We start from the raw sequence: 22,079 nt of genomic DNA on the forward strand, positions 1-22,079 counted from the left end.
TCAGTCGTCGTTCTTGATCGTCACCAACCCCTGTGCATCGGCGAGGTTCACGCCGGGAGCGGGCTGAAGCCTGACGATGAAGTACTCGTCGGTCTCCTTGGCGGCGTCGCCGACGACGGTGAAGGTGATGGTTGCGGTCGTGGCGCCGGCCGCGAAGGTCACGACGCCGGAGGTCGCCCCCGTGACGTCGCTCCCCCACGTCACTCCGTTCGCGAGGAGCGTGTCGACGCTCCAGTTGATCGACTGGGCAGAGCCGGCCTGATCGCGGGTGACCGTGAGCGTGACGGTCTTCGTGGTGCCCGTCGCACCCTCGGTGACTGTCGCGTCCGAGATGCGCACCGCCGGGGCGGCCGCGGGCGAGCCGGTGTACTGCGAGTCGTCGGTGCGGAATCGGTAGTCGGCGGCGGATGCCGTCACCGCCGTCCCGAACACGAACAGGCCTTGTCTGCCGTCTGCCACGGGGGCGTTGAAGGCGAACGAGCCCAGGACCTGGCCGTTCACGCTGATGGTGACGACCGTCGCCTTCAGCACGACGTCGAGGACGTAGTCGACTCCGGCGGTGAGGGCCAGCGCGACGGCGAGGTCGATCGTGCGGCTGCCATGGGCCAGGTGCCCGATCACGACCCGCTGACCGGCGAGGTCGAGCCCCGCGAACTTGTAGTCGGTCGTGGAGTACCAGTCGAACATGATGCCGGTGACGCCCACCGCGCGCAGCGTCGCGGTGAGATCGACGTAGCTCGTCGGCTGCAGGAGCTGGACCCCCGTGTAGGAGGCGCCGCTCGTGGGGATGCCCAGGAGCGTCGTGGCGGTGGCCGAGGCATCCGTCGTGCCCTGCAGGCGACCGCCCGTGACCGCCCACGTGCCGGTGACGTCCTGCTTGGCGGCGACGGCCGTGCCCTCGAAGAACTCGGTGCGGTCGATCGTGATCTCCGGCGAGATCACCGTGAGCGTGATGTTGTCGAACAGACCCTTGGCCTGGTTCGACCCGAAGCCGGTCATGCCGCGGTTGAGCGCGACCTTGTCGGTGCCGATCATCCGCGGCGCGAAGGTGTAGCTGAAGGCGTTCGCTCCGTTGGCGGTGACCGTGACGACGAGGCCGTTGATCACGACATTGAGGTCGTAGAACGTGTTGGCCTTGACGCCGCCCGGCACGCTGCCCTGCGCGCGCACCCACCAGCCGGTCGCCGTGCGCTCGCCGATCACCATCTTGTTGGTCGACTGGTCGATGCCGGCGAACTTGAAGTCGGTGGGCGAGAAGTAGTCGAAGATGATGTACGCGTTGGCCTTCCAGCCGCCGGTCGGCTTGTCCATCGAGATGCGCGCCGCGAGCTCGTAGTACACCGTCTGGTACGCGTCGGAGTACCACACCGCCACCGCGTCGCCCTGCGAGCTGGCCGCCGTGACGCTCAGGATGCCCTGGCTGACCGTGAACGTGCCCGAGTCGGTCGAGAAGCCCTGGAGCGTGCCGTCGTTGAAGTCGGCTCCGCGGATGCTGTCGCGCTTGCCGCCCGGGATGTTGCCGGCCTGCGGGTCGGTCGGGCCGCCGGTCTGGGTCTGCCAGTAACCGTGGTCCTCCTGGCGAATGAGGCCGAGCTCGCCGAACGGCTCGCCGTTGCGCAGCGGGTCACTGCCCTCGTCGGTAGCGCGGGTGAGGTCGACGCCCTGGCTGCGGCTGAGCGCGTACAGGAACTCGGGCAGCTGCGGCTCGTTCTGGCGGCTCACCGTGCCGATGCCGAACGGCGCGAACGGCACGAGGTAGCTGTTGAACTCCCCGACCCAGTCGATGAGCCGGTCGCCCGCGGTGTTGCCGATGAGGATGTCGAGGCCGGCGCCGCCGTAGACGCGGTCCTGGAAGCTCGAGTTCACGCCGTCGGGCCGGTCGTTGAGCCACGTGTCGGTGGGCACGGGATCGGTGCACGTGCCGTTCGGCGTCTGGGTGACGCATCCCGAGTGCAGGTCGTCGTCGGCGTTCGACAGGTCGTTGCCCCAGCCGCCCCAGAGCGTGTCCTGACCCGTGCCGCCGACCTGCCAGTCGTTGCCGAGGTCGCCGAAGATCACGTCGTTGCCGTCGGTCGCCTGCGTGGTCTTCCACGCGGTGCACAGACCCTGGTTGTCGATCGCGATGCACGCGCCCTTGCCGTCGGCGCCGACGTAGTAGTTGCCCGTGAGGTCTTCGTTGTTGAGGAAGAACTGGTTCGGGAAGAGGGATGCCGCGGGGCTGCCCGTGCAGGTGTGGCCGCTGGGCGTCCACGAGGTGCAGCCCCACGTGTTGCCCGAGGCGTCGAAGCGGATCTCACGACGCGGGTCGTACTCGTCGTAGAGGAGGAACTCGCCCAGGCGCGTCTCGTTGTGGTGGTTGGCGTGCCACGGGTTGGTGTCGGCGCCGAAGTGCAGCACGTCGCCCGGGTTCCACGGGTGGGCGAAGTCGATGTACTCGAGGCCGATCGGGTTGCCCGCGGCGTCGAAGTGCTGCGCGAAGCCGCCGCTGGCGTAGCCCGGCTGGCCGGCGCCGATCGCCTCGGAGCCGCTGATCGCGTCGTCGCCGGCGCCGCCGTGGATCCAGTCGCTGCCGAGTCCGCCGAAGATGATGTCGTCGGAGTTGTTCGCGTCGTAGAGCGGCTGGTTCACGACCTTGTTGAGACCGGCGTTCACGTCGGGGCCGAGGTTGTAGACCGTGAGGTCGACCGACTTCAGCAGGGCGCCTGCCACGTTGATGACAGCCGTCTGCACCTGACCGGGCGTGTAGATGAACTCGTTCAGGACATTGCCATTGGAGTACTTCGTGTCGGGGTCGGTGGCCAGGAGTGCCAGGATGCCGAACAGCCGCTCGCTGTAGCAGGCGTTGCCCGAGTTGGCCGTGTTGTTGCTGCCCGTGCAGGCCGCGCCGGCGGCCGTCACACCGGTCGAGCTGTTGCGGCTCGTGAAGATGCGGCCGTCGTCGCCGAGGATTCCGTCGTCGCCGGTGCCGCCCGAGATCCAGTCGTTGCCCCAGCCGCCGATGATGTCGTCGTTCTGCCCGTCGCCGTAGATGACGTCGTGGTCGGCGCCGCCGTAGATCGTGTCGTCACCGGTCTCGCCGTGCACCTCGTCGCGTCCACCCGTCTGCCACGGCGTCGTGCCGCCGAGGAACGAGGTGTTGCGCCACGTGCCCGTGTCGGTGTTGAGGACGAACGAGCAGATCGGCTGCGTGGGTGATCCGTTGCAGTCGGCGCCGGGGCCGCCGAGGCCGAAGTTCTGCGGCAGGTAGTCAGGGCCGCCGACCGTGTAGTCGAGGAGCGTGACGCCGCGGACGACGAGGCGCTGCGTGCCGGGCGTGCCATACGTGTCGTAGACGAAGGTCACATAGGGGGTCGCGTTCGCGATCGGCGGGACTCCTGCGGTCCCGGCCGTCGCGGTGCCTCCGTCGAGGTGGTTGATGCCCACGATGCGGATGATGCGGCCGTTGTCGCCGACGATCGTGTCGGCGTCGCGGGCGTCGAGGTCGGCCGTGACCGTCTGCGTCAGCGCCGTCTGGCCGGTGACCGTGCCGAGAGTCGCCGAGCCGTCCGTTCCGAAGCTCTGGTCGTTGATGCCCGCGCGCTGGCCCGAGCCGCCGAAGATGATGTCGGCGCCGCGGTCGTGACCCGGCTGGTAGTTGTAGGCCGGGTTGACGAGTCCGTCGGGGCGCTGGTCGACATTGACGAGGCTGAAGAAGTCGCTCGAGCCGCCGACGATGTCGTCCTGGCCGAGGCCGCCGAAGATGACGTCGTTGCCGGCGTTGCCCTCGAGGTAGTCCTGCCCGTCGGTCGGCAGTTCGACCGCTGCGACGATCACGAGGATGCCGGTGTAGTCGCAGGTCATCGCTCCCGCGGCGCCGGTGCAGCCGGCGGGTGTGCGGGAGGCGCCGACGTGGAACGTGGCCGTGGCGGTGCTGATCGAGTTCGTGCCCGTGATGACCGGGTGCTGGTCGATCCAGCGGGCGTACGCCCGGTCGATCTCACCGTCGCCCTGGATGACGTCGTCGCCCAGCTGGCCGAAGACGAGGTCGTTGGCCTGGCCGCCCGCGAGGTAGTCGTTGCCCCACGTGCCGGCCCACTTGGTGCCGGTGTCCGACGCGAGGTCGTGATACAGGTTCACGACGTCGTACTCTGCCCACCACGGTGCGCCGTCGGGGTCGCGGAACGGCTGTGCGACACCGTCCACGAGCAGGACGCCCGAGTTGTTCTCCGTCGGAACGGGGGCGCCGTTGCAGAGGTTGGCGAGGTTTGCGGCGCCTTGCGTCATGTCGCTGCGGCTGTACAGCAGCGTTCCGCAGAGGGCCTGGAACCGGCCGTTCGTCCAGTCGCCCGGCGTGCGGCTGAACCACACCGCGTCACCGAAGACGATGTCATCGGCCTCGTCGCCGTCGGCCATGTCGTTGCCCGCGCCGCCGATCAGCACGTCGCGTCCGAGTCCGCCGAAGATGACGTCGTCGCCACCCTTGTCGAGGTTGACGCTGCGGATCGCGATGATCGTCGAGAGCGCCGTGGTCTGGATCTTCTGGGGCTTCGCGCTCGGCTCGTTCGGGTCTGCGACGTCCTGATCGATCGCACCGTGGTCGCCGAAGATGATGTCGTCGTAGGCGCTGTCGGGTGCGGCGCCGACGTTGACCGCGAACGACCCGAGACCGAGCCCCTTGGCGCCCTCGCCGTAGATGAGGTCGGAGCCGGCGACGAGGAGATCGTCGACGATGCCCGGGATGCCGCCCGCGACCGGGATGATCGTCGTGCCGTTCGAGATGACGCCGGCGCCGGTGACCGACGGCAGCGGACTGCGGTTGACCGTTGCGATGTCGAGCGCGCGGGTCAGGATGTTGACGTTGATGCCCGAGTCGCCATAGATCGCGTCCACACCGCGCTGGCCCCGGATCTCGTCGTCTCCCGAGCCGCCGGCGAGGTGGTCGCCCGCCTGGCTGCCGATGATGAGGTCGTCGCCGAGTCCGCCGTAGGCCGTGATGCCGACGGTCGGGAGGCTTCCCGGCGCGAGCTCGGCGAACAGGCCGGAGGCGTCGATGATGTCGTTGCCGCTGTAGTCGAACGGGTTGGCGAGGCCGAAGACCCACTCGTCGTCCTCGTTGTCGCCGTCGGGGATGTGCGTGAAGGGGTCGAACGGCTTCGGGCCGAACTCCATGCCCAGGTTGTCGCCGGGGTGGCCGGAGTACCAGATGCCGTCCTGCGACGTGTCGCCGTACACGACGAGCGGCGAGTTCGGGCCGGCGGTGTGCGTCTGGTCGCACGTCACCGGGTCGTCGACGAGGCCGTCGGACTGGCCGGCGATCTTGAACAGCATCGTCGATCGGTTGCAGACGGTGATGATGTCGCCGCCGATCATGGTGGCGCTCGCCTGGCGGAACTCGTCCCACGCGGTGAGGGTCAGGCTGACGGCATCCCACACCGCCACACCGGCGGCGTTCAGGTGCATGCTCGGCGCCCACGCGGTGTTGGCGAAGAACATCTCGCGCTCGTCGCTCGAGAAGCCGGAGACTGTGAACGATCCGGCGAAGCCGCTGATGTGCACCTGCATGCCGAGCTTGTAGCCCGCCGTCTTCCAGCTGGCTCCGTCGGTGCGGACGACGCTGGACGTCTTGACGTAGACGGCGGTCGTGACCTCGATCTTGACAGGCTGTGCGGCGCGCACGTCGGTGAGCACGTTGGTGCCGAGCGGGATGGCGACGGCGCCCGCGACCGAGGCATCCGGACCGCCGAGGATCATCACCGAGCCGATGCCGCAGCCCGGGAAGGGGTCGTTGATCAGGCACGGCGCGTCGGCGAAGCCGAGGATCATGCGCGTGAAGTTCTCGCCCGCGAGCTGGATGTGCTGGAAGGCGTGCAGGTAGGGGTCGCCGGCATAGTAGCCGCTGCCGGGCAGCAGTCCGTTGAACGCCCAGTTGAGTCCGTCGCGACGGGTCAGAGTGAGCTTCGCGACGCCGAGCGAGGCGACCTGGCTGGCCTGGGCGGGAGTGGGCAGTGCCCGGTCCATTTCGAAGACCGTCTGGATCGGGGCGTTGCCGCCGCCGTGCACCGTCGTGAGGCCGCCGTGCGGGCCGGGGACGAAGACGGACGACGTGCTCGTGAAGGGCGGCGGGATCTTGTCGCCGCGTTGCAGCGTGAGGGTCTTGCCGTCGGCGGAGATCGCCATGAGGCGCCAGCTGCCGGTGAGGCCGTCCATCATGACGAGCTGTCCGACCACGAAGCCGTCGACCGCCCAGCTGCCGGTGGCGCGAGTGACGGTGCCGCCGTCTGCGCCGATCGAGGTGACGGTGATCGCGCCCGTCGCGTTGCCCGCCGCGACGCCGCCCTTGACCACGACGTCGGCGGCCGTGATCGTGCGCAGTGCCGAGCCGGTGACAGGCGCACCCGAGACCAGCACGAGGTAGACGATCGTGTTGTCGGTCGTGTCCTCCGGGTGGTCGTCGCCGAAGCCGACGATCTTGAACTGCGCTCCCCCGGTCATCGTGATCGTCTGGCCGACCAGGAAGCCCTGCGCCTTCCAGTCGAACGGCGTCGAGCGGGTGAGCCGGTACGTCGAGCCGAACGGTCCGGCGACCTGCGTGAGCGTGACCGTGCCGATGAGCTTGACCGGCACGTCGGGCTGCAGGGTGCCCTGGATGTCGAAGCGGTCGTTTCCGGAGCCGAGGAAGAGGTTCACGACCTCGATCGTCGACACCGCGGTGTCGGGCTGGTACTTCCCGTCGACGAACGAGATGGAGCCGAAGCTGATGCCGCCGGGGAAGATCTGCGGCTCGCCGAACGTCTCACCCTGCGAGCCGCCGTACGAGGCGCCGAAGTCGAGGTCCTTCGCCATGCCGAGACCACGGATGGTCGTCGAGGTCATGACGCCCCAGTTGTTCGCCACGCTGCCGTCGCCGTAGACGTTCAGAATGTCGATCTGCTTCGACTCCGGCGCCTGCGCGGCGATGCCGAAGAGCGGTCCGTCCTGCTCGCCGGGGAGCTTGAGTCCGAGCTCGAGCGACCGGTCGGCGCCCGTCACGCCGCCCTCAACCGCAAGCGGGCCGCGAAGGCGGGTCAGCAGGTGCTGCGAGGCCGGGAAGATCTTGACGCCCGTGCGGGTGATCGGCTGGTAGTAGCCGAGGTCGGCGCGCAGCAAGACAGCCTGGTCGGTCATCCAGTTGAGCGTCGTGAAGGTGGCCTGCGCCGCGATGCGCGTCACGGTGAACGTCGAGCCCACGAGCGCCGAGAAGTCGTCGTACGAGACGGGACGGAACTCGAGGTCGGTGTCGTGCGTCGCGTTCGTGCCGCGGATGTTCTGGATCTTGGCGCGCACGCAGTGGTTCGCGCTGTCGCACACCTCGACCCACTGGCCCTCGAGGAAGCCGTCCGCGAGCCAGCCGCCGCCCGGACGCGTGAGGCGGTAGTGGCTGAGGAGGTCGTCGCCCGTCGCTGTCGCGACGCTCGCACCCGTGCCGCTCCACAGGCCCTGCCGCGTGAGGACGTTGATGGAGGTCCCGGTAACCGTCGGACCAGAGCAGGCGAGCGGAGTCGACACCGTGAAGGACTTGCCGTCGAGGGCGACCGACTGCACCGTGTAGGTGCCGGTGCAGGCGGCGAACTGGAGACGCTGGCCGATGGCGATGCCGTCGTCGAGGAAGCTGCCCGTGTCGCTGCCGTTGGCCCGGGTGACGGTGCTGCCGGAGAAGGTCAGGTTGCCGAGGAAGACCCGCGACGGGATGTCGCCGCCGATCTTGACGTACTGGCTCGGGCTGACCGCGACGCCGCCGATCGAGACCACGTCGACGAGACCGTCGGGCGTGATCACGACGTGCACGTCGCCCGACGGGGCGGTCGTGAGGCGGATCGTGTAGCCGTCGGTCGTGCCGGGCGTCGTGCACGCGGCGTTGCCGCACTTCACGACGACCGTGTCGGTGCCGGTCGGGATCGTGACGACCTGAGCGGTCTCGTCGTCGTAGACGAGCACATCGGCGCGCTGGTCGCCGGAACGCAGGTTCGGGAACTTGTAGCTCGACGTGATGACGCCGGCCTGACCGAACGAGATGACGGCGGTCGTCGGATCGCCCGGGTCGGGGTTGCTGCGCGCCTGCACCGTGAGGCGGACCGGGGTGTTCCAGTTCGAGTGGTCGAAGGTGAGCTCGTAGTGGATGCCGCCGTCGGCGTCGTGCACGAGCGTCCAGCGGCCGCCCACCGCGGGCGTGAGGATCTGGAGCAGGCGCTGGGAGTCGGCATCCATCGAGATCTTGACGGTCACAACGAGACCGCAGCCGGGGTTCGCGGCGGGGCAGGGGTCCTTCGCGAGCTGCACGAGCATGTCGTCGGTGCGCTGCGTCGTCGCCGAGCCCTCGATCACGACGCCGCGGTCGTCCACGGTGCTCGTGCCGGGCTCGACCTGCGTCACGTAGATGCCCGGGGTGTCGTTGTCGTACACCTTCACGTTCACCTGGCGGACGATCGCGCCGTTGAACCGGGCGTCCGCCGAGATCACGGAGTGCTGCACGACAACCGTGCGATCGCCCTCGGAACGGTCGTCGTCGACGGCGCGGACATACACGCGCTGCGGCGAGTTCCAGTTGCCGGCGTTGAAGGTGAGGACGACGGCGCGTCCGGCCTCGTCGATGACGACGCCGTTGCGGATGTAGTGGCGCTGGAACTGCGCGATCGTCGAGCACTCGCCGGCGACGACAGGGCCGGTGGCGATGCAGAGCCAGATCGTGTCGCCGATGCCGTCGGTGAGTCCGAAGCCCGTCGGGTTGTGCAGCGACCCGTCAGCCTCCTGCGAGGGAGAGTTCGCCGCGGACACGGTCACGTACACGTCGGCCGTGGGCGCCTTGCTGAGCTCGACAGTATAGAAGGCGGTCTCGCGGATCGGGCCCGTCGTCGTGCCTTCGCGCACGCTCGTCGAGCTGCCCTGCTCCTTGATCACGACGACGCCCACGTCAGGCGTGGCGAGGTTGTACGGGATGCCGTCGACGACGGTGCCGTTGTAGCGCGGGTCGTTCGACAGGACGATGTGGTCGACGGCGCCGGAGATGCCCTCGAGCTCGCGCGTGACGATGTCGCTCGTGACGTCGCCTGCCACCGAGATGAGATCGGAGCCGAGACCGCCGATGACCCGGTAGGCCACGCCGTAGGCGGTGGAGAGGACGAAGAACTGGTCGTCGCCCTCGAGACCGTCGATCTCGAGGACCTCGACGGTGGAGTACTTGACGGCGAGGCCGGCGCCGTAGATCGCCTTGTCGGTGATGGCGAAGTCGTCGGCGAACTCGGTGCCGAGCACGACGAGCTTGTCGAAGCCCGTGCCGCCGTCGACGTTGACCGGGGCGTTGACGTTGTACTGCACCTCGTCCTCGCCGCCGCCGGCGCGGATGTCGAGCGGACGGCTCGTCGAGAAGCCCGAGCCGATGATCGGCACCGCGACGCCGTTGGCGTCGAGCGGGATGACGTCGTCGCCCCACTTCGTGTTGTCGAGGTCGACGTTGCTGCCGGCGTCGTGGTTGTACGTGATGTGCGCGTCGGCGTTGTTGCAGACGCCGTCGCCGTTGCGGTCGTAGCGGGTGTAGCCCGAGACCACAGTGCCGCCACGCGTCGTGTAGGTGCCGATGACGCACGAGCCGAACGGAGCCGTCGTCGGGAAGACGCCGCCCGCGGGCCGGAAGTCGACGTCGTCGAGGCCGCAGCCCGCGATGCTGTCGGCATTCGTGTCGCAGACCGCGGCGAGGGCGAAGGCCCGCACGATGAACAGGTCGTTGTCGTCGTCGCCGTTCAGCTGCACCTCGGCCTGGTTCGAGTAGACGATGAACCGGTCGTTGCCCGTGCCGCCCGTCGCGAGCAGCGGTGCGTGGGTGCCGGGGCTCAGCCAGCCGCGCGTCGTCGCGACGAGCGACGGGAAGGTGTCTGCCGGGAGCAGCGCTCCGCCGTCGGGCGCCGGGTCGCTGTCGCGCTGGGTGCCGAAGATCTGGCCGATCTGGAACGAGTCGTTGCCCGCACCGCCGTCGAGCGTCATCGTCGCCTGCGTGTCGTCGACATAGAACGCGTCGTTGCCGCCGAGGCCGAAGACCGTGATGCGTCCGTTGAGCGCGCGGTCGTAATTGATGCGCTGAACGGCGGGGCTCGGCTCGTTGCCGGCGATGCGGTCACGGTAGAGGCCGACACCGCCGTCGAGGTTGTTGTTGCCGGCGAGGAGCGCGATGAACGCGGGGTGGTCGGCCTGCGGTTCGGTCGGCGACCCGCAGACGGCCGGCACGCCCGAGACCGTGAACGGCGACTCGTTGTCGATGCAGGTCAGCGCACGCATGAGCCAGATGTCGTCAGCTCCGCCGTTCGCGCCGTTGAACGGAGCGTCGGCCGCGAGGTTCGGGTTGCTGTCGTAGCCGTACACGTTCAGCTCGTCCACGCCCTGGTTCGCGGGTCCCGAGTCGAGCACGTTGATGACGTAGTTGCGGGTGCTTCCGTGGCTGCCGTTGGTGTAGACCGCGTAGTGGTCGGTCTCGCCCTGGCCGTCGAGGTTGAGCGTGTGGCCCGCGCCGGTGCCGGTCTGCAGGCCCGTCGGGGTCGTCACGACGTTCATCGATTGCAGGTACCAGACGGTGATCTGGTCCTCGCCGTCTGCGGTGTTGGACGTCGGCGTCGCGTTGCCGTGCACCGTCGTCTTGGAGCCGAGGAAGATGTAGCCCGCGCTCCCCCACGTGGTCTTCGTGCCCGGCTGCGAGTGGTCGAGGCCGGACGGGTCGCCGAGCTGGATAACGTCGGTCTCGTCGCTGCCCCAGACGTTCGTCTGCGGCGCGCTGCTCGCGTTCGCCGTCGACGGCGTGCAGACGCCCATGGGGTCGTCGCCGTTCAGGGCGTGGTTCGCCGAGACGACGCAGCCCGAGACGATCTTGCCGCGGAGGATCATCGAGGTGCCGTACTCGCTGAGGGGCGTCCCCTCGAGTCCGAAGCTCGCGCCGATCGTCTGGAAGAAGTCGCCACGGATGTCGATGGTCTGCGCCGCGAGGATCTGGCTGTTCTGGTGCAGCGTCACGTCGTCGCCGACGCGGAGCTCGACGCTGCCCATCTCGGCGAAGATCGTGCCGTTGGGGATGAGCCGCGGAGCGTCGGCGTCGTTCTGGGGGCCGCGGTTCGCGGATTCGGCGAACCGGGCGGAGCCGCTCGCGATGAGGTAGAGGTCCTCGTCGAGGTCGGCGGTCTCGCGGACGGTGAGGCGCACGTTGCCGGTGAGCGAGTGCGCGAGCACGAGCCGCAGGTAGGAGTCGGTCTCGGTGTAGTAGATGCCGCCCGTAGCCTCGAGGCCGACATCGTCGCCGGCCGCGGCGAGCGCGGGATCGGATGCCCCGGTGGCGGGGTTGTTGCCGCAGTTCAGGTAGGTGCAGCCGAACGGGGGCGCGCGGCCGGAGTCGACCATGACGTCCTTCGACTGCAGGCCGATCGAGCCGCCGTTGGCGTCCATGTCGACGGAGTCGCCGCGCACGTTGTCCTCGTCGGCGTTGGTCTTGGCGTTCAGGATGCTGCCGCCCGTCGTGCGCAGCGACACGTTGCCCGTCGCGGTCGACGTCGACCCCGCCGTGTAGATCTCCCACAGCGGCATGTCGCCCGTGAGCTCGTCGAGGTAGATGCCGGCGGTGAGCGCGTCGTCGGACGCCGTGTCGTAGGCCTTCAGCACGCCGTCGCCGGACTGCCATGCTCCCGTCCCGCGAAGGACGGCGGTGTTGATCTCGAGGAAGTCCGTCGGAAGTCCGATGCCGCCGATGCCGCCCGCCTCGCCGGCGTACATCGTGATGTTGACAGCCGTCACATCGATCGTGTCCTTGCCGTCGGCATCCAGGATCCTGGCGGGCGAGTGCAGGATGACGTCGCCGTTCGTGGAGTGGATGTGTCCGACGAGCATGTCGCCGACGAGTTCGGTCGCCGTGATGTCGCCGTTCGTGCGGATGAAGATCTGCGGCACCTCGCCGGCGGCGCCGTCGTCGGCGGGGCCGCCCGCCGCACCGCCGGTCCACGCGACGTCGGTGTTGATGACGATGTCGATCGTGGTGTCGGAGACCGGGTCGGCCGTGATCGCGTGCGTCGCGCTGTCGATCGCCGTCGTGTAGCAGGTCTTCGGCTCCTGACCGCCCGTCGTGACGTGGCAGATGTCGATGTCGTCGCCCGCGCGCACCTCGGTGAACGTGTACGTCGAGTCGATCTCGCCGTCGTTGTCGGTGCCGAGCGCGCGGAGGATGTGCGCGAGGTTCGAGTCCGAGACATCCGGGCGGAAGTGCGTCTCGTACTTGCCCGAGCCCGAGCCGCAGTCGCCGCCGGGGCACGGCGACAGCTTGCTGCCGTCGTTGAGCACGGGGTTGTACTGGTTGAAGTACGTGTAGTCGTAGTACGACGTGCCCGGGTTGTAGACGTCGACCTCGACGAGCGAGAGAGACGACGTGTCGTTGCCGGCCTTGCTGTCGTTGATCACCAGGTCGACGTCGTCCCCCGCGCGGATGCGGTCGATGACGACCGAGATGGGGTCGGTGACCGCCTGGTCGGTCCGGCGGAACACGGTGAGGTCGAGCACGGCGTCCTTACCGGCATCCACCGTCACGATCACGTCGTGGAGGCAGGGCGCCGCCCCGTACGTGCCGCCGCAGAACTCGGCGGACGGGTGGATGTACTTCACCAGCTCGACCGCGATCGGGTTGCGCTCCGGGTCGGGGTTCGCGTGCGTCGGGCTCTGGTGTCCGACGTTCCCGTGCGGGGCGTCGATGTCGAGGACGTTGGTGCGGATGAGCTGACCGCGGGTGCCGCCGCCCACCGCTGCCGGGCGGGGCGTGACGCCGCGCGCACCGGCGAGGATGTCGCCGGAGGCGTTGGTGATCTGCGTCGTGCCGAGCGGGTTCTCGATGTAGTCGTCGAGGCGGATGAAGGGGTTCTGGCCCGTGCAGGAGAAGGGGCACGAGTTCTGCAGCAGCACGAGCGTCGGCACGAAGCGGTAGGTGATGTCGAAGTCGAACGTCGTCGCGGGGCCGTTCTCGTTCAGGCCCGGCGTGTTCGCGCTCGACGCGTCGTTCGGCACGCTGTCGACCCGGATGTCGATGAGCGGCGAGTTCGCCGCGTTCACGACGTCGATGATGTTGGTCACCATGTTGAGGTTCGATGCGTTGACGAGCCGCACATCGTCCCACGTCTGCTGGAACTCGAAGATGCCGCCGCGGCCCCAGATGAGACCCGCGTCGCCGAGCGAGGCCGGCAGGTCGTTCGTGAGGAAGCGGGCCTGTGCGCCGTGGTCGTAGACGATGTCGTCGACGTAGAACGTCGTGCCGGTGAGCTGCCCGGTGGTGTGCGTGTTGGTGAAGGGGTTGTCCTCGAAGCAGTTGCCGTTCGAGTCGCACACCTTGACGTTGACGATGTCGATGATGTTGCCGGACGCGTCGACCGTGAGCTTCGGGTTCGGCTCGCCCAGCATGATGACGCGGACTTCCCAGAACGTCTGGCGGGTGAGCGATGTCGGTCCGTGCGAGTCGCCGCCGTTGCCGAAGTCGAGGAAGCCGCCGGCGGTGGTGGCGTCGCGGTTGAAGTTCGCGCCGGTCGCGCGCTGGTTGACGGCCACCGTGAGGTCGGCGGTGCGGATGAGGGCGCCGTTGCGGCCCGTGACCTTCGCCGTCGTCTGCGCGTCGATGGTGGAGTCGGCGTCCGTGTCGCCGCCGAAGCATCCGCAGTGCGCGTGCGAGTGCGACGTGATGCTCCAGCCCGTGTACTCGGCGTTGAGCTCCGTCGCGATCTGGCCGTCGAGCTCGGCGCCCGCCGCGAGCACGACCTCGGCCGTGCCGCGGACGTTCACGACCGTCTCGGCGTCGGAGTCCGCGCCGAAGGCCGTCGCGCTCGTGTCGGAGCGCGCTTCGATCTGCACGGGGTCGACGTGCGCGTGGATCAGGACGAAGCGTCCGGCGACGAGTCCGCTGACGGTGGCACGCGTGACCGCTGACGCGCCCCACAGGTTGTAGGTCGTGCCGTCCCACGACTTGCTCGCGCCCTGCCCGACGTGGAAGTCGGTGTAGCTGCTCGCGTCGACGCCGAGGCCGCCGACGTCGGCCGTGCCGCTCGCGTAGCCGTAGATGGCGGTGTGCGCGTCGACCGTCGCCGTGCCGTTGAGGGAGGTGAGCGTGCCGCCGATGTTCGTGAGCGTCGAGTAGTCGAGGCGTGCGGTCTCGCCACCGGAGCCGCCCGCGAACAGGCCGCCCGAGCCGGACGACGCGATGATGATCGGGTGCAGCGAGCTGTTCGCCGAGACGGTGAGCGCTCCGGTCGAGGTGAGGACGGCGCCGGATGCCACCGAGACGGTGTTCGAGAGGTGCACATCGGTCTCGGCTTCGGCGCCGTTGACCGAGATGAGGCCGCCGCTGTCGTTCGACGAGACCGTCTTGGCGTCGGAGTGGCCGTCGGTCGTGATGCTGATCGAACCCGCCGTCACGTGGGCGCCGGCGCCGACCGTCGCGCTGATCGTGACGTCCGAGACCGACCACGAACGGGCCGTCGAGACGCTGATCGCGCCACCGCCGCCGCCGGTCGCGGAGGCCGAGATGATCTGGTCGCCGCCGACCGCCGTGAAGGGGATCGCCTGGCCGATGCCGTCGAGCTTCTCGTTCTTCGGCGAGGGCCCGGCCGCCGGCGTGATCGCGAAGATCAGCTTCTGCACGGTCGCACCCTGGCTCGTCAGGTTGATGCCCTCGGTGCGGAACACGTGGCCGCCGCCGGTGAAGGAGAAGGCGACGCCGTCGATCGTCGTGGCGGAGTGGGTGATCGCGATGGCCGATCCGCCCGCCGTGTTCGCCAGCTGGTAGCCGCTCGCGGCGGTGCAGCCCGAGACGGGGCAGCCGACGACGTAGTAGCCGTGGCCGTCCTCGAGACCCGTGATCGGCGCGAAGTTCGCCGCTGTCAGCGAGTGGATCGCGAGCGCGGCGCCGCCGCCCGAGATCGAGAGCGGCACGACCGCCTGTGCGCTGCCGCCGCAGTCGGCCGCGGCGCCCGTCGCGTGGCACTTGGAGTCGGCGAGCTGGTAGCTCTGGGCGCTCTTGCGGATGACCCAGTAGTAGGCGCCGTTCTTGAGGCCGATGCCGGTCGTCACGCCGAGCGCGGCGCTCGAGGTGTAGTAGCGCACCTTGTCGCCGGTCTGGAAGCCCATGTCGTCGAACGCCTGGTCGCTGTTGGCGTCGACCGCGAAGTAGATGTTGTTCGTGTTGCCGCCGGTCGTGGCGACCCAGCTGTTGCTGCCCGAGTCCCACTGCTTGTCGACCTGGCCCGCCGTGAACGTCGCGTTCGTCGTGGGCGCGTGGTAGGTGACGTAGTCGCCGTTGCTGAAGCCGCTCGCGCCGGTGACCGTGTGCGTGCTCTCGTCGACGTCGCCCGCCGTGACGCTGTCGGTCGTCGTCGTGGCGCCGATCGCCTGCAGCTTGATGCGGAAGTCGTCGACCTTGTACACGCGGTAGAGGGTGTTGGCGGTGAGGCCGCCGATCGCCGTCAGCGGCGTGCCGCTCACGAGCTGGTAGAGGAGCGTGTCGCCCGTCGAGAGCCCGTGCTTGCGCGTGCCGAAGTCGATCGTGTCGAGCGTCGTGTCGACGTTCGTGTTGCTGAACACGACGCCGAGCTGCACCGTGTCGGCGTCGATCACGATGACGGAGTACTGGCGCCCCGCCACGAGGCCGGAGAGCACGGGCTGGCCCTGCGTGTTGTAGGTCACGACATCGCCCGATGTGGCGTTGTGAGCCGACGAGAACGTGATCGTGTGGGCCGTTCCGTCGACGCCGTTGACGGCGTCGAACGTGCCGTCGGACGCCGGCGGGAGCGGCGGGTTGGCCGAGGCGCTCAGCTGCACCGAGCCGGGGGTCGTGATCGAGGCGCCGCCCGTGATGACGGCCGAGACGGTGGGCGACATGGACGACCGCGCCTCGAAGGTCGAGACGTTCAGGGCGCCGCCGGTGGCGCTGTAGGTGCTCGCGTCGGCGTCGTTCGAGCTGCTGGCCGTCGCCGAGATGTTGCCGCTCGTGCGGATGACCGAGCTCCCGCCGCCCAGCGTCACGGTCACGTGCGGGGTTCCGGACGCCGTCGACGACGAGTCGGCGATCGTGATGAGACCGCCGCCGATGTTGCGGATGCCGGCCGTCGCGATGTCGTTCGCCTGCGCGAGGAGCACGAGCGTCACGGCGCCCGACGTGGAGGTGACGCCGTCGAAGACGCGCACGTGGCCGAGCAGGTTCGCCTCGGTCGTGCCGGAGGCGACGGCCGTCGGGTTGGCGTTCGGCTCGATGGCGCCGAGGAGGGCACCCGCTGTGCGGCGGTAGAACGACTCGGCGTAATCGCCGGACAGGGCCTTCAGCTCGACGGTGCCGTTCGGCGCGGCGAGGGTGGCACCGGACTCGACCTCGGCCTTCGTCGTGGCGCCTGCGGTCGCCGACAGCGTCGCGTCGCCGATCGCGAGTCCGATGGATGCCGTCGTCTGGGCCACCGACGCGTCGACGAGGTTGTCGGAGAGGAACTTCGTGCCGTCGAAGTTGTGCCACGCGAGGATCGAGACGCCGTTGCCCGTGCTCTTCGCGAGACCCGTGCCGACGACCGCGGTGCGGATGTCGCTCGAGTCGGCGGCCGTGACGGTCGCGGTACCGGCGGCGGCGAAGGCCGCGAGCGTGAGCGCCCGGTAGGTCGCGACCGCCTGAGTGCGGACGTCGCTGAGGGCCGTGACCTTGCCGCTCGCGACGAGGTTGCCGCCGACGAGGGTGCGGACGTTCGGCGACACCGTCGCGGTCTGCGATCCGACCGAGAGCGCGAAGCCGAGCGCTCCGCTGAAGCCGCGACCCTCGGTGAGGGCCTTCGCCGACACGATGCTCTGGATGGTGGCGCTTCCGATCGCGCCCGACGTGCCGTTGAACTCGGCGTTGACGGTGCCGCCGCTCGTCGCCGTGCCGCTCACGAGACCGACGCCTGCGCCGAGACCCGCCGCGAGCGCGTAGCCGTCGACCTGCGAGTCGCCCAGCGACAGCGCGGTGACGTTCAGCGCCCCGTTCGCGGAGGTGGAGGTGCCGGACCCGATGGATGCCTTGACGATGGGCGAGTTCGTCGCCATGGCCGTCGCGCCCGAGGCTCCGCCGATGAGGGCAGCGCCGCCGAGAGACGCACGCGCGAACGCCGGAGCGACGACCGTGGGCGAGTTGTCGCCGAGGATCGAGTTGTAGGTGTACGTGGGCCGGATCGCGGTGCCGGAGGCGTCCGTGTTGATGCGGGCGCGGACCGTGACCGACTGGCCGCTGAGCGCACCGTTGCCGAGGGTGCGGGCGCGCACGGTCGGGCGCAGGTCGGCCGTCGTCGTGATCTGTCCGACCGCGAAGCCCACCGAGGCGTTGAACCCGACGGCGTCCGCGATGGCGGTGGCGACGGCCGCGGCATCCATCAGCACACTGCCGCCGCCGTTCGCGTGCAGCTCGGCACGGTCGCCGAGGTACACGTCGATCGTCGGCGTCGCGGTGGCGGTGCTCTGCGTGTACGAGCCGGCCGCGAGCACGCCGAAGCCCGCCGCGACGGCGTCGGCGAAGACGTGCGCCGTGTAGTCGGTCGTGATCGAGATGCCGCCCGCGCCCGACGTGGTCACCGTGGTCGGGTCGGCTGCGTTCGCCGCCGGAGTGCCCTCAGGCGGGCCGACGCGGCTGATGACCGTCGTCGAGTCGGTCGTGTGCATGAAGACGAGCGAGCCGCCGAAGAGCGAGACGCCGACGTTGGTGCTCGACGTGACCGGCGTGCTCGAGCCGCCCGCCGTCATCGACACCGATCCGGCGGTGATGTTCGCCTGGTCGTCGATGTGCGTGGCGATCGTGCCGGTCGTCGTCGCCTCGAGCGTGACGCCCGAGATCGAGATGGGCGAGACCTGGACGGCCGTGGCCGTCGCGTTGGCATTGGCGGTGCGCGTCGCACTGATCGTGACACTGCCGGCGCCCATCGAGACGGTCTCATTCGAGCCGATGTAGGCCTCGGTGGTGCCCGAGACCGTCGCCTTCGGGTTGGTGATCAGGATGTCCGCGACGGCGGCGAGCCCGACCATGTGGGCCGTCGCGGTCGCATCCGGTGTCGCGATGGCCGTGATCGAGAGCGAGCTGCCCGAGACGGTCTTGCCCGTGCCGACGAAGGCGCGCGTGGATCCCTGCGAGCGGGCGTCGGGCTGCAGCAGCTTGACGCCGAGCGCACCCGCCGAGGCGCCGCCGGCCTCCGCGCTCGCGTCGTCGTCGGAGGTGGCGCTGATCGTCACGGTGCCGCTGACCGTCGCTCCGCCGAGGGCGGCCTCCGTCGACGAGCTGACGACGGCGAGGGCGTAGGCGACCGAGACGGCGACGATGCCGACCGCGATGATCTTGGAGGCGTCCGCCGTCGCGGTGTTGTGCGAGTTCGCGGTGGCCGAGGCCGACGTGCCGCTCGTGACCTGGCCGAGGTAGTTCGCCTTCGTGTTCCCGCTGACGGTCGCGCTCGGCAGCTTCACGTCGACGGTGAGGAGGCCCACCGTCGGGCCGTCGGAGGTGGCGTCGGAGTTGTACGTGGAGTCGGACGTCACGACGAACGCGCCGCCGGTCGCCGCGGTGCCCGCGTCGCCGCCCGCGATCGTGTCGCCCGAGACGAGGGCGAGCGTCTCGGAGCCCGAGATGGCCAGCCCGCCGATGCCGAAGAACGAGCTCGTGGCGTCGGCATCCATCGTCGCATCGGCGTTGATCGTGATGGAGCCGGAGCCGGCGACGGCGCCGTTGAGCTTGGCGCGCACTGAGCCGCTCACCGTGGCGCTCGCGGTCACGATGCCGGCGCTGATGCCGCCGAGCGAGCCGCCGTGGACGTTGGCGAGTGCGTAGTTCTGGTGGCCGTTCGCGCTCGTGAGCTGCGCGTCGATCGATACGGCGCCGGAGACGGTGACGGAGGCGTTGGCGCCGATCTCGGCATCGGCGTTTCCGCCCGCCGTCGCGTCGGCCTTGACGCCCGTGCCTGCCAGGCCGGCCGAGACCGTCACGACGTTCACCTCGGTCGTGGCCTGGTTGCGCGCCCGCACCTGGACCGTGAGGGATGCCGTCTTCGTGGCCGTCGACGGGATGTCGCCGTCGAACGACGCCGTGGTCCCGCCGTTCGCGGTGGCCTTGCTGATCTGGACGCTGAGGCTCAGGCCGATGCCGGCTCCGACGGCCGTCGTCGTGGCGCTCGAGGTGTTCGCCGACGTCGCGGTCACGAGCACCGCGCCACCGGGGGCGCTGACCGACGAGTTCGACAGGACCAGGGCGTTCGTGGCGGCCGCCGACGTGATGAGCGCCTCGGCCCAGTTGAGGGCTGCCGAGCCGATCCCGCCGATCGAGACGATGATGACGGAAGTCGTCGCACTGTTGGCGCTCGTCGCCGAGATCGTGACGCCCCCGACCCCCGACGTGAGGTTGCCCTCGACGCTCGCGGTCGTCGCGCCGGCGACGAGCGCCGTGGGCACCGAGACCGCCGCGCCGAAGAGCGCTCCCCCGGCGCCCATTCCGGTGTTGGTGATCGCGGTGTTGGTCGAGTTCGCGGTGAACGAGATGGCACCGCTCGAGCTGATCTGCTGGTTGTCGTTCGCGTCCGACGACGTCGCCTCGGTGACGGCGGCGGCCGTGATCTCGGCATCCGCGATGCTGACCGCGATGCCCCCGAGTCCGGCTGCCGCCACGACGACGAGGTCGGACGTGGCGTAGTTCTTGCCGATCGCGCTGACCGTGACGGAGGACGAGCCCGTCACGCTGCCGTCGAGGTGCGCCCGCAGCCCGCCGCCGACGTGGGCCTGCGCCGCGAAGACGGCGGCGGAGGCGAAGAGGGCCGCCGCGACGTTCGCACCGTTGGCGATCGCCTCGTTGCGCTGGTTCGCGCCCTTCATCTCGGCCTTGACGTTGACCGCGCCGCTCGACTGGAGCGATGCCGCGGACGTGACGGCGGCCGTGATGTCGGCCCCGTCGGCGATCGTCGCCTGAGCGAAGGCGACGTTGACGCCGGCGCCCGAGATGCCGATGACGAGCACGTGCGCGTTGGCGCGGTTCTCGGCGATCGCGTGGACGGTGACGCTCATGGAGCCCGAGACCGTGCCGCTGATGGTCGCCGTCGTGTGACCCGAGACCGTGGCGATCGGGATCATGGCCGAGATGGCGGCGACGCCGATCGCGATGCCCGGGGTGTCGGCGACGACGACGTTCCTCGCGTCCGATTCGACGAGCACGGCACCGGACGAGCTGAGCGATCCGCCGAGCTCGGACTCGGTGTGGCGGGAGATCGTCGCGATGTTGACCGTGAAGCCGATCGCTGCGGCGCCCGTCGCGACGTTGACGGTCTGGGCGGCGAGCGTGGCGCGGTCTCCGACGGCCCGGATCGTGACGGCGCCGACCGTGCCGGAGAAGGTCGCGAGCGACGCGGCGCGTGTGAGGCCCGAGTACTCGATGACCGCGACGACGCCGCTGATGCCGACGACGATGCCGCCCACGACGCCGATGGCCCACGCCGTCGGGGTGAAGTGGTCGGTCGCGGTGACGGTGACCGGCCCCATCGGCGAGCCGTTGCCGATTGCGACGGCGCCGATCGTGGCGAGCGTGTCGCCCGAGACCTCGATGACGGAGATCGCGGCGCCGGCGCCGCCCGCGGCGATCGTGATGCCGACCGCGTAGCCCGCGACGGTCTTGTCGGAGTCGGCCGACACCGTGACCCCGCCCGTCGCCCGCGGGAGCGACGCGCCGGTGTCGATGTGCGCCTTGGCGGCGCTCGAGTCGGTGAGCACGAGGATCTGACCGGCGACCGCGACGATTCCGACCGCGCCGGTCACCGCGATGACCAGGATGTCCTCGTCGAGGTCGGCGACGACGCTGACGCCGCCCGCACCGGCAGAGACCTTCGCGCCGCTGAAGATGCCGGCATCCACATTGCCCGCGACGGTCAGGATCGCGATGCCCGCGCCGATCGCACCCGCCCCGCCGGCCACCGCGCCCGCGAGCACGAAGACGTCGAGGTCGTCGCGTGCCGTGACGGCCACTCCGCCGAGCTGGGCGTGGACGGTGCCGTAGATGCCCGAGCTGACACCCGAGGGCGGAGCGGGCTGCGTGAACTGGTTCTGCGTCGGGGTCGTCCCGGCGTAGGAGCCGTTGACCTTGGTGTCGGATGCCGCGGCCCCGCTCGAGACGCGGAAGCGGTAGTCGTTGTCGGCGTTCGCCCACCGCGCTGTGTCGATGGTCGGGTTCGACCCGGCGGAGGCGATCGCGACCTTGGCGCGGTAGTGGTGGCCGCCGAAGGTGACGTAGGCCCCCGCCGCGTAGGCGGCGCCCAGGACGAAGGCGTTGGACTGGTCGGTCGGGGCGCCGTCGAGCGCCGACTTCCAGCCGTCCTTCACGGCGTACCAGTCGTCGTTCCCGTCGCCGTCGGAGTCGTCGCCGGCCGTCGGCGCGGGCTTGCCGGCGACGAGGTCGGTCGTCGCCTGGTACTTGACGCCGTTGTAGGTGACGTAGTCGCCCTTGCTGTAGGAGGCGCCCGAGCTCCACGCCGGGGCCGGAGCGTCGCTGCCGTTCCCCGAGGCGACCTGGTCCGCCTGGTGCTGGCCGTCGGTGCCGCCGTCGCCGTCGGTCGCGGTCTGCGGCTGATCCTGCTGCCACTTCGCGGCGTCGGTGCCGGGCTGAACGCCGGTGCTGCTCACCTTGGCGATCCAGGTCTGGCCGCCGTACGTCACCACGTCGCCGGCGGCGTAGGTCTGCGTGCCGCTCCACGCGCCGCGGTTGGGCCCGTGCGAGTCGGTCGAGTACGAGGCCGTGGGTGCCGTGCCGATCGACCAGACCGAGACGGCGCCAGCCGCGCCGACGAACCCGCCGCCGATCGAGACCGCGTACGACTGCACGTTCTTGACGCCGAGCGCGTTGACGGCGACGTCGTCCATCGCCCAGATGTCGGTGCCGACGGCGAGGTACGCGTTGACCGTGATCGACGCGACGCCGATGTCGATGCCGCCCGAGGCGCCGACGAAGCCGCCCGCGACGCCGCCGGCGAAGGTGATCGAGTCGAACCGGTCGCTCGCCGTGACCGACACGCCCTGCGCGTCGTCCACGCCGGTGA

1 protein-coding gene (only partly in view) is annotated in these 22,079 nt (G+C 69.8%); it reads right to left on the reverse strand.

Annotated features, from left to right (window positions below):
* Positions 1-22,079: the 3' portion of a carbohydrate-binding protein gene (locus tag AAIB33_RS11955; RefSeq protein WP_345800180.1), read on the reverse strand. Its footprint extends 9,973 nt past the window's final position; only the last 22,079 of its 32,052 coding nucleotides appear in the window; the start codon falls outside the window, past its right edge; its stop codon occupies positions 1-3.

Source organism: Microbacterium sp. AZCO, assembly GCF_039614715.1.
Classification (GTDB): Bacteria; Actinomycetota; Actinomycetes; order Actinomycetales; family Microbacteriaceae; genus Microbacterium.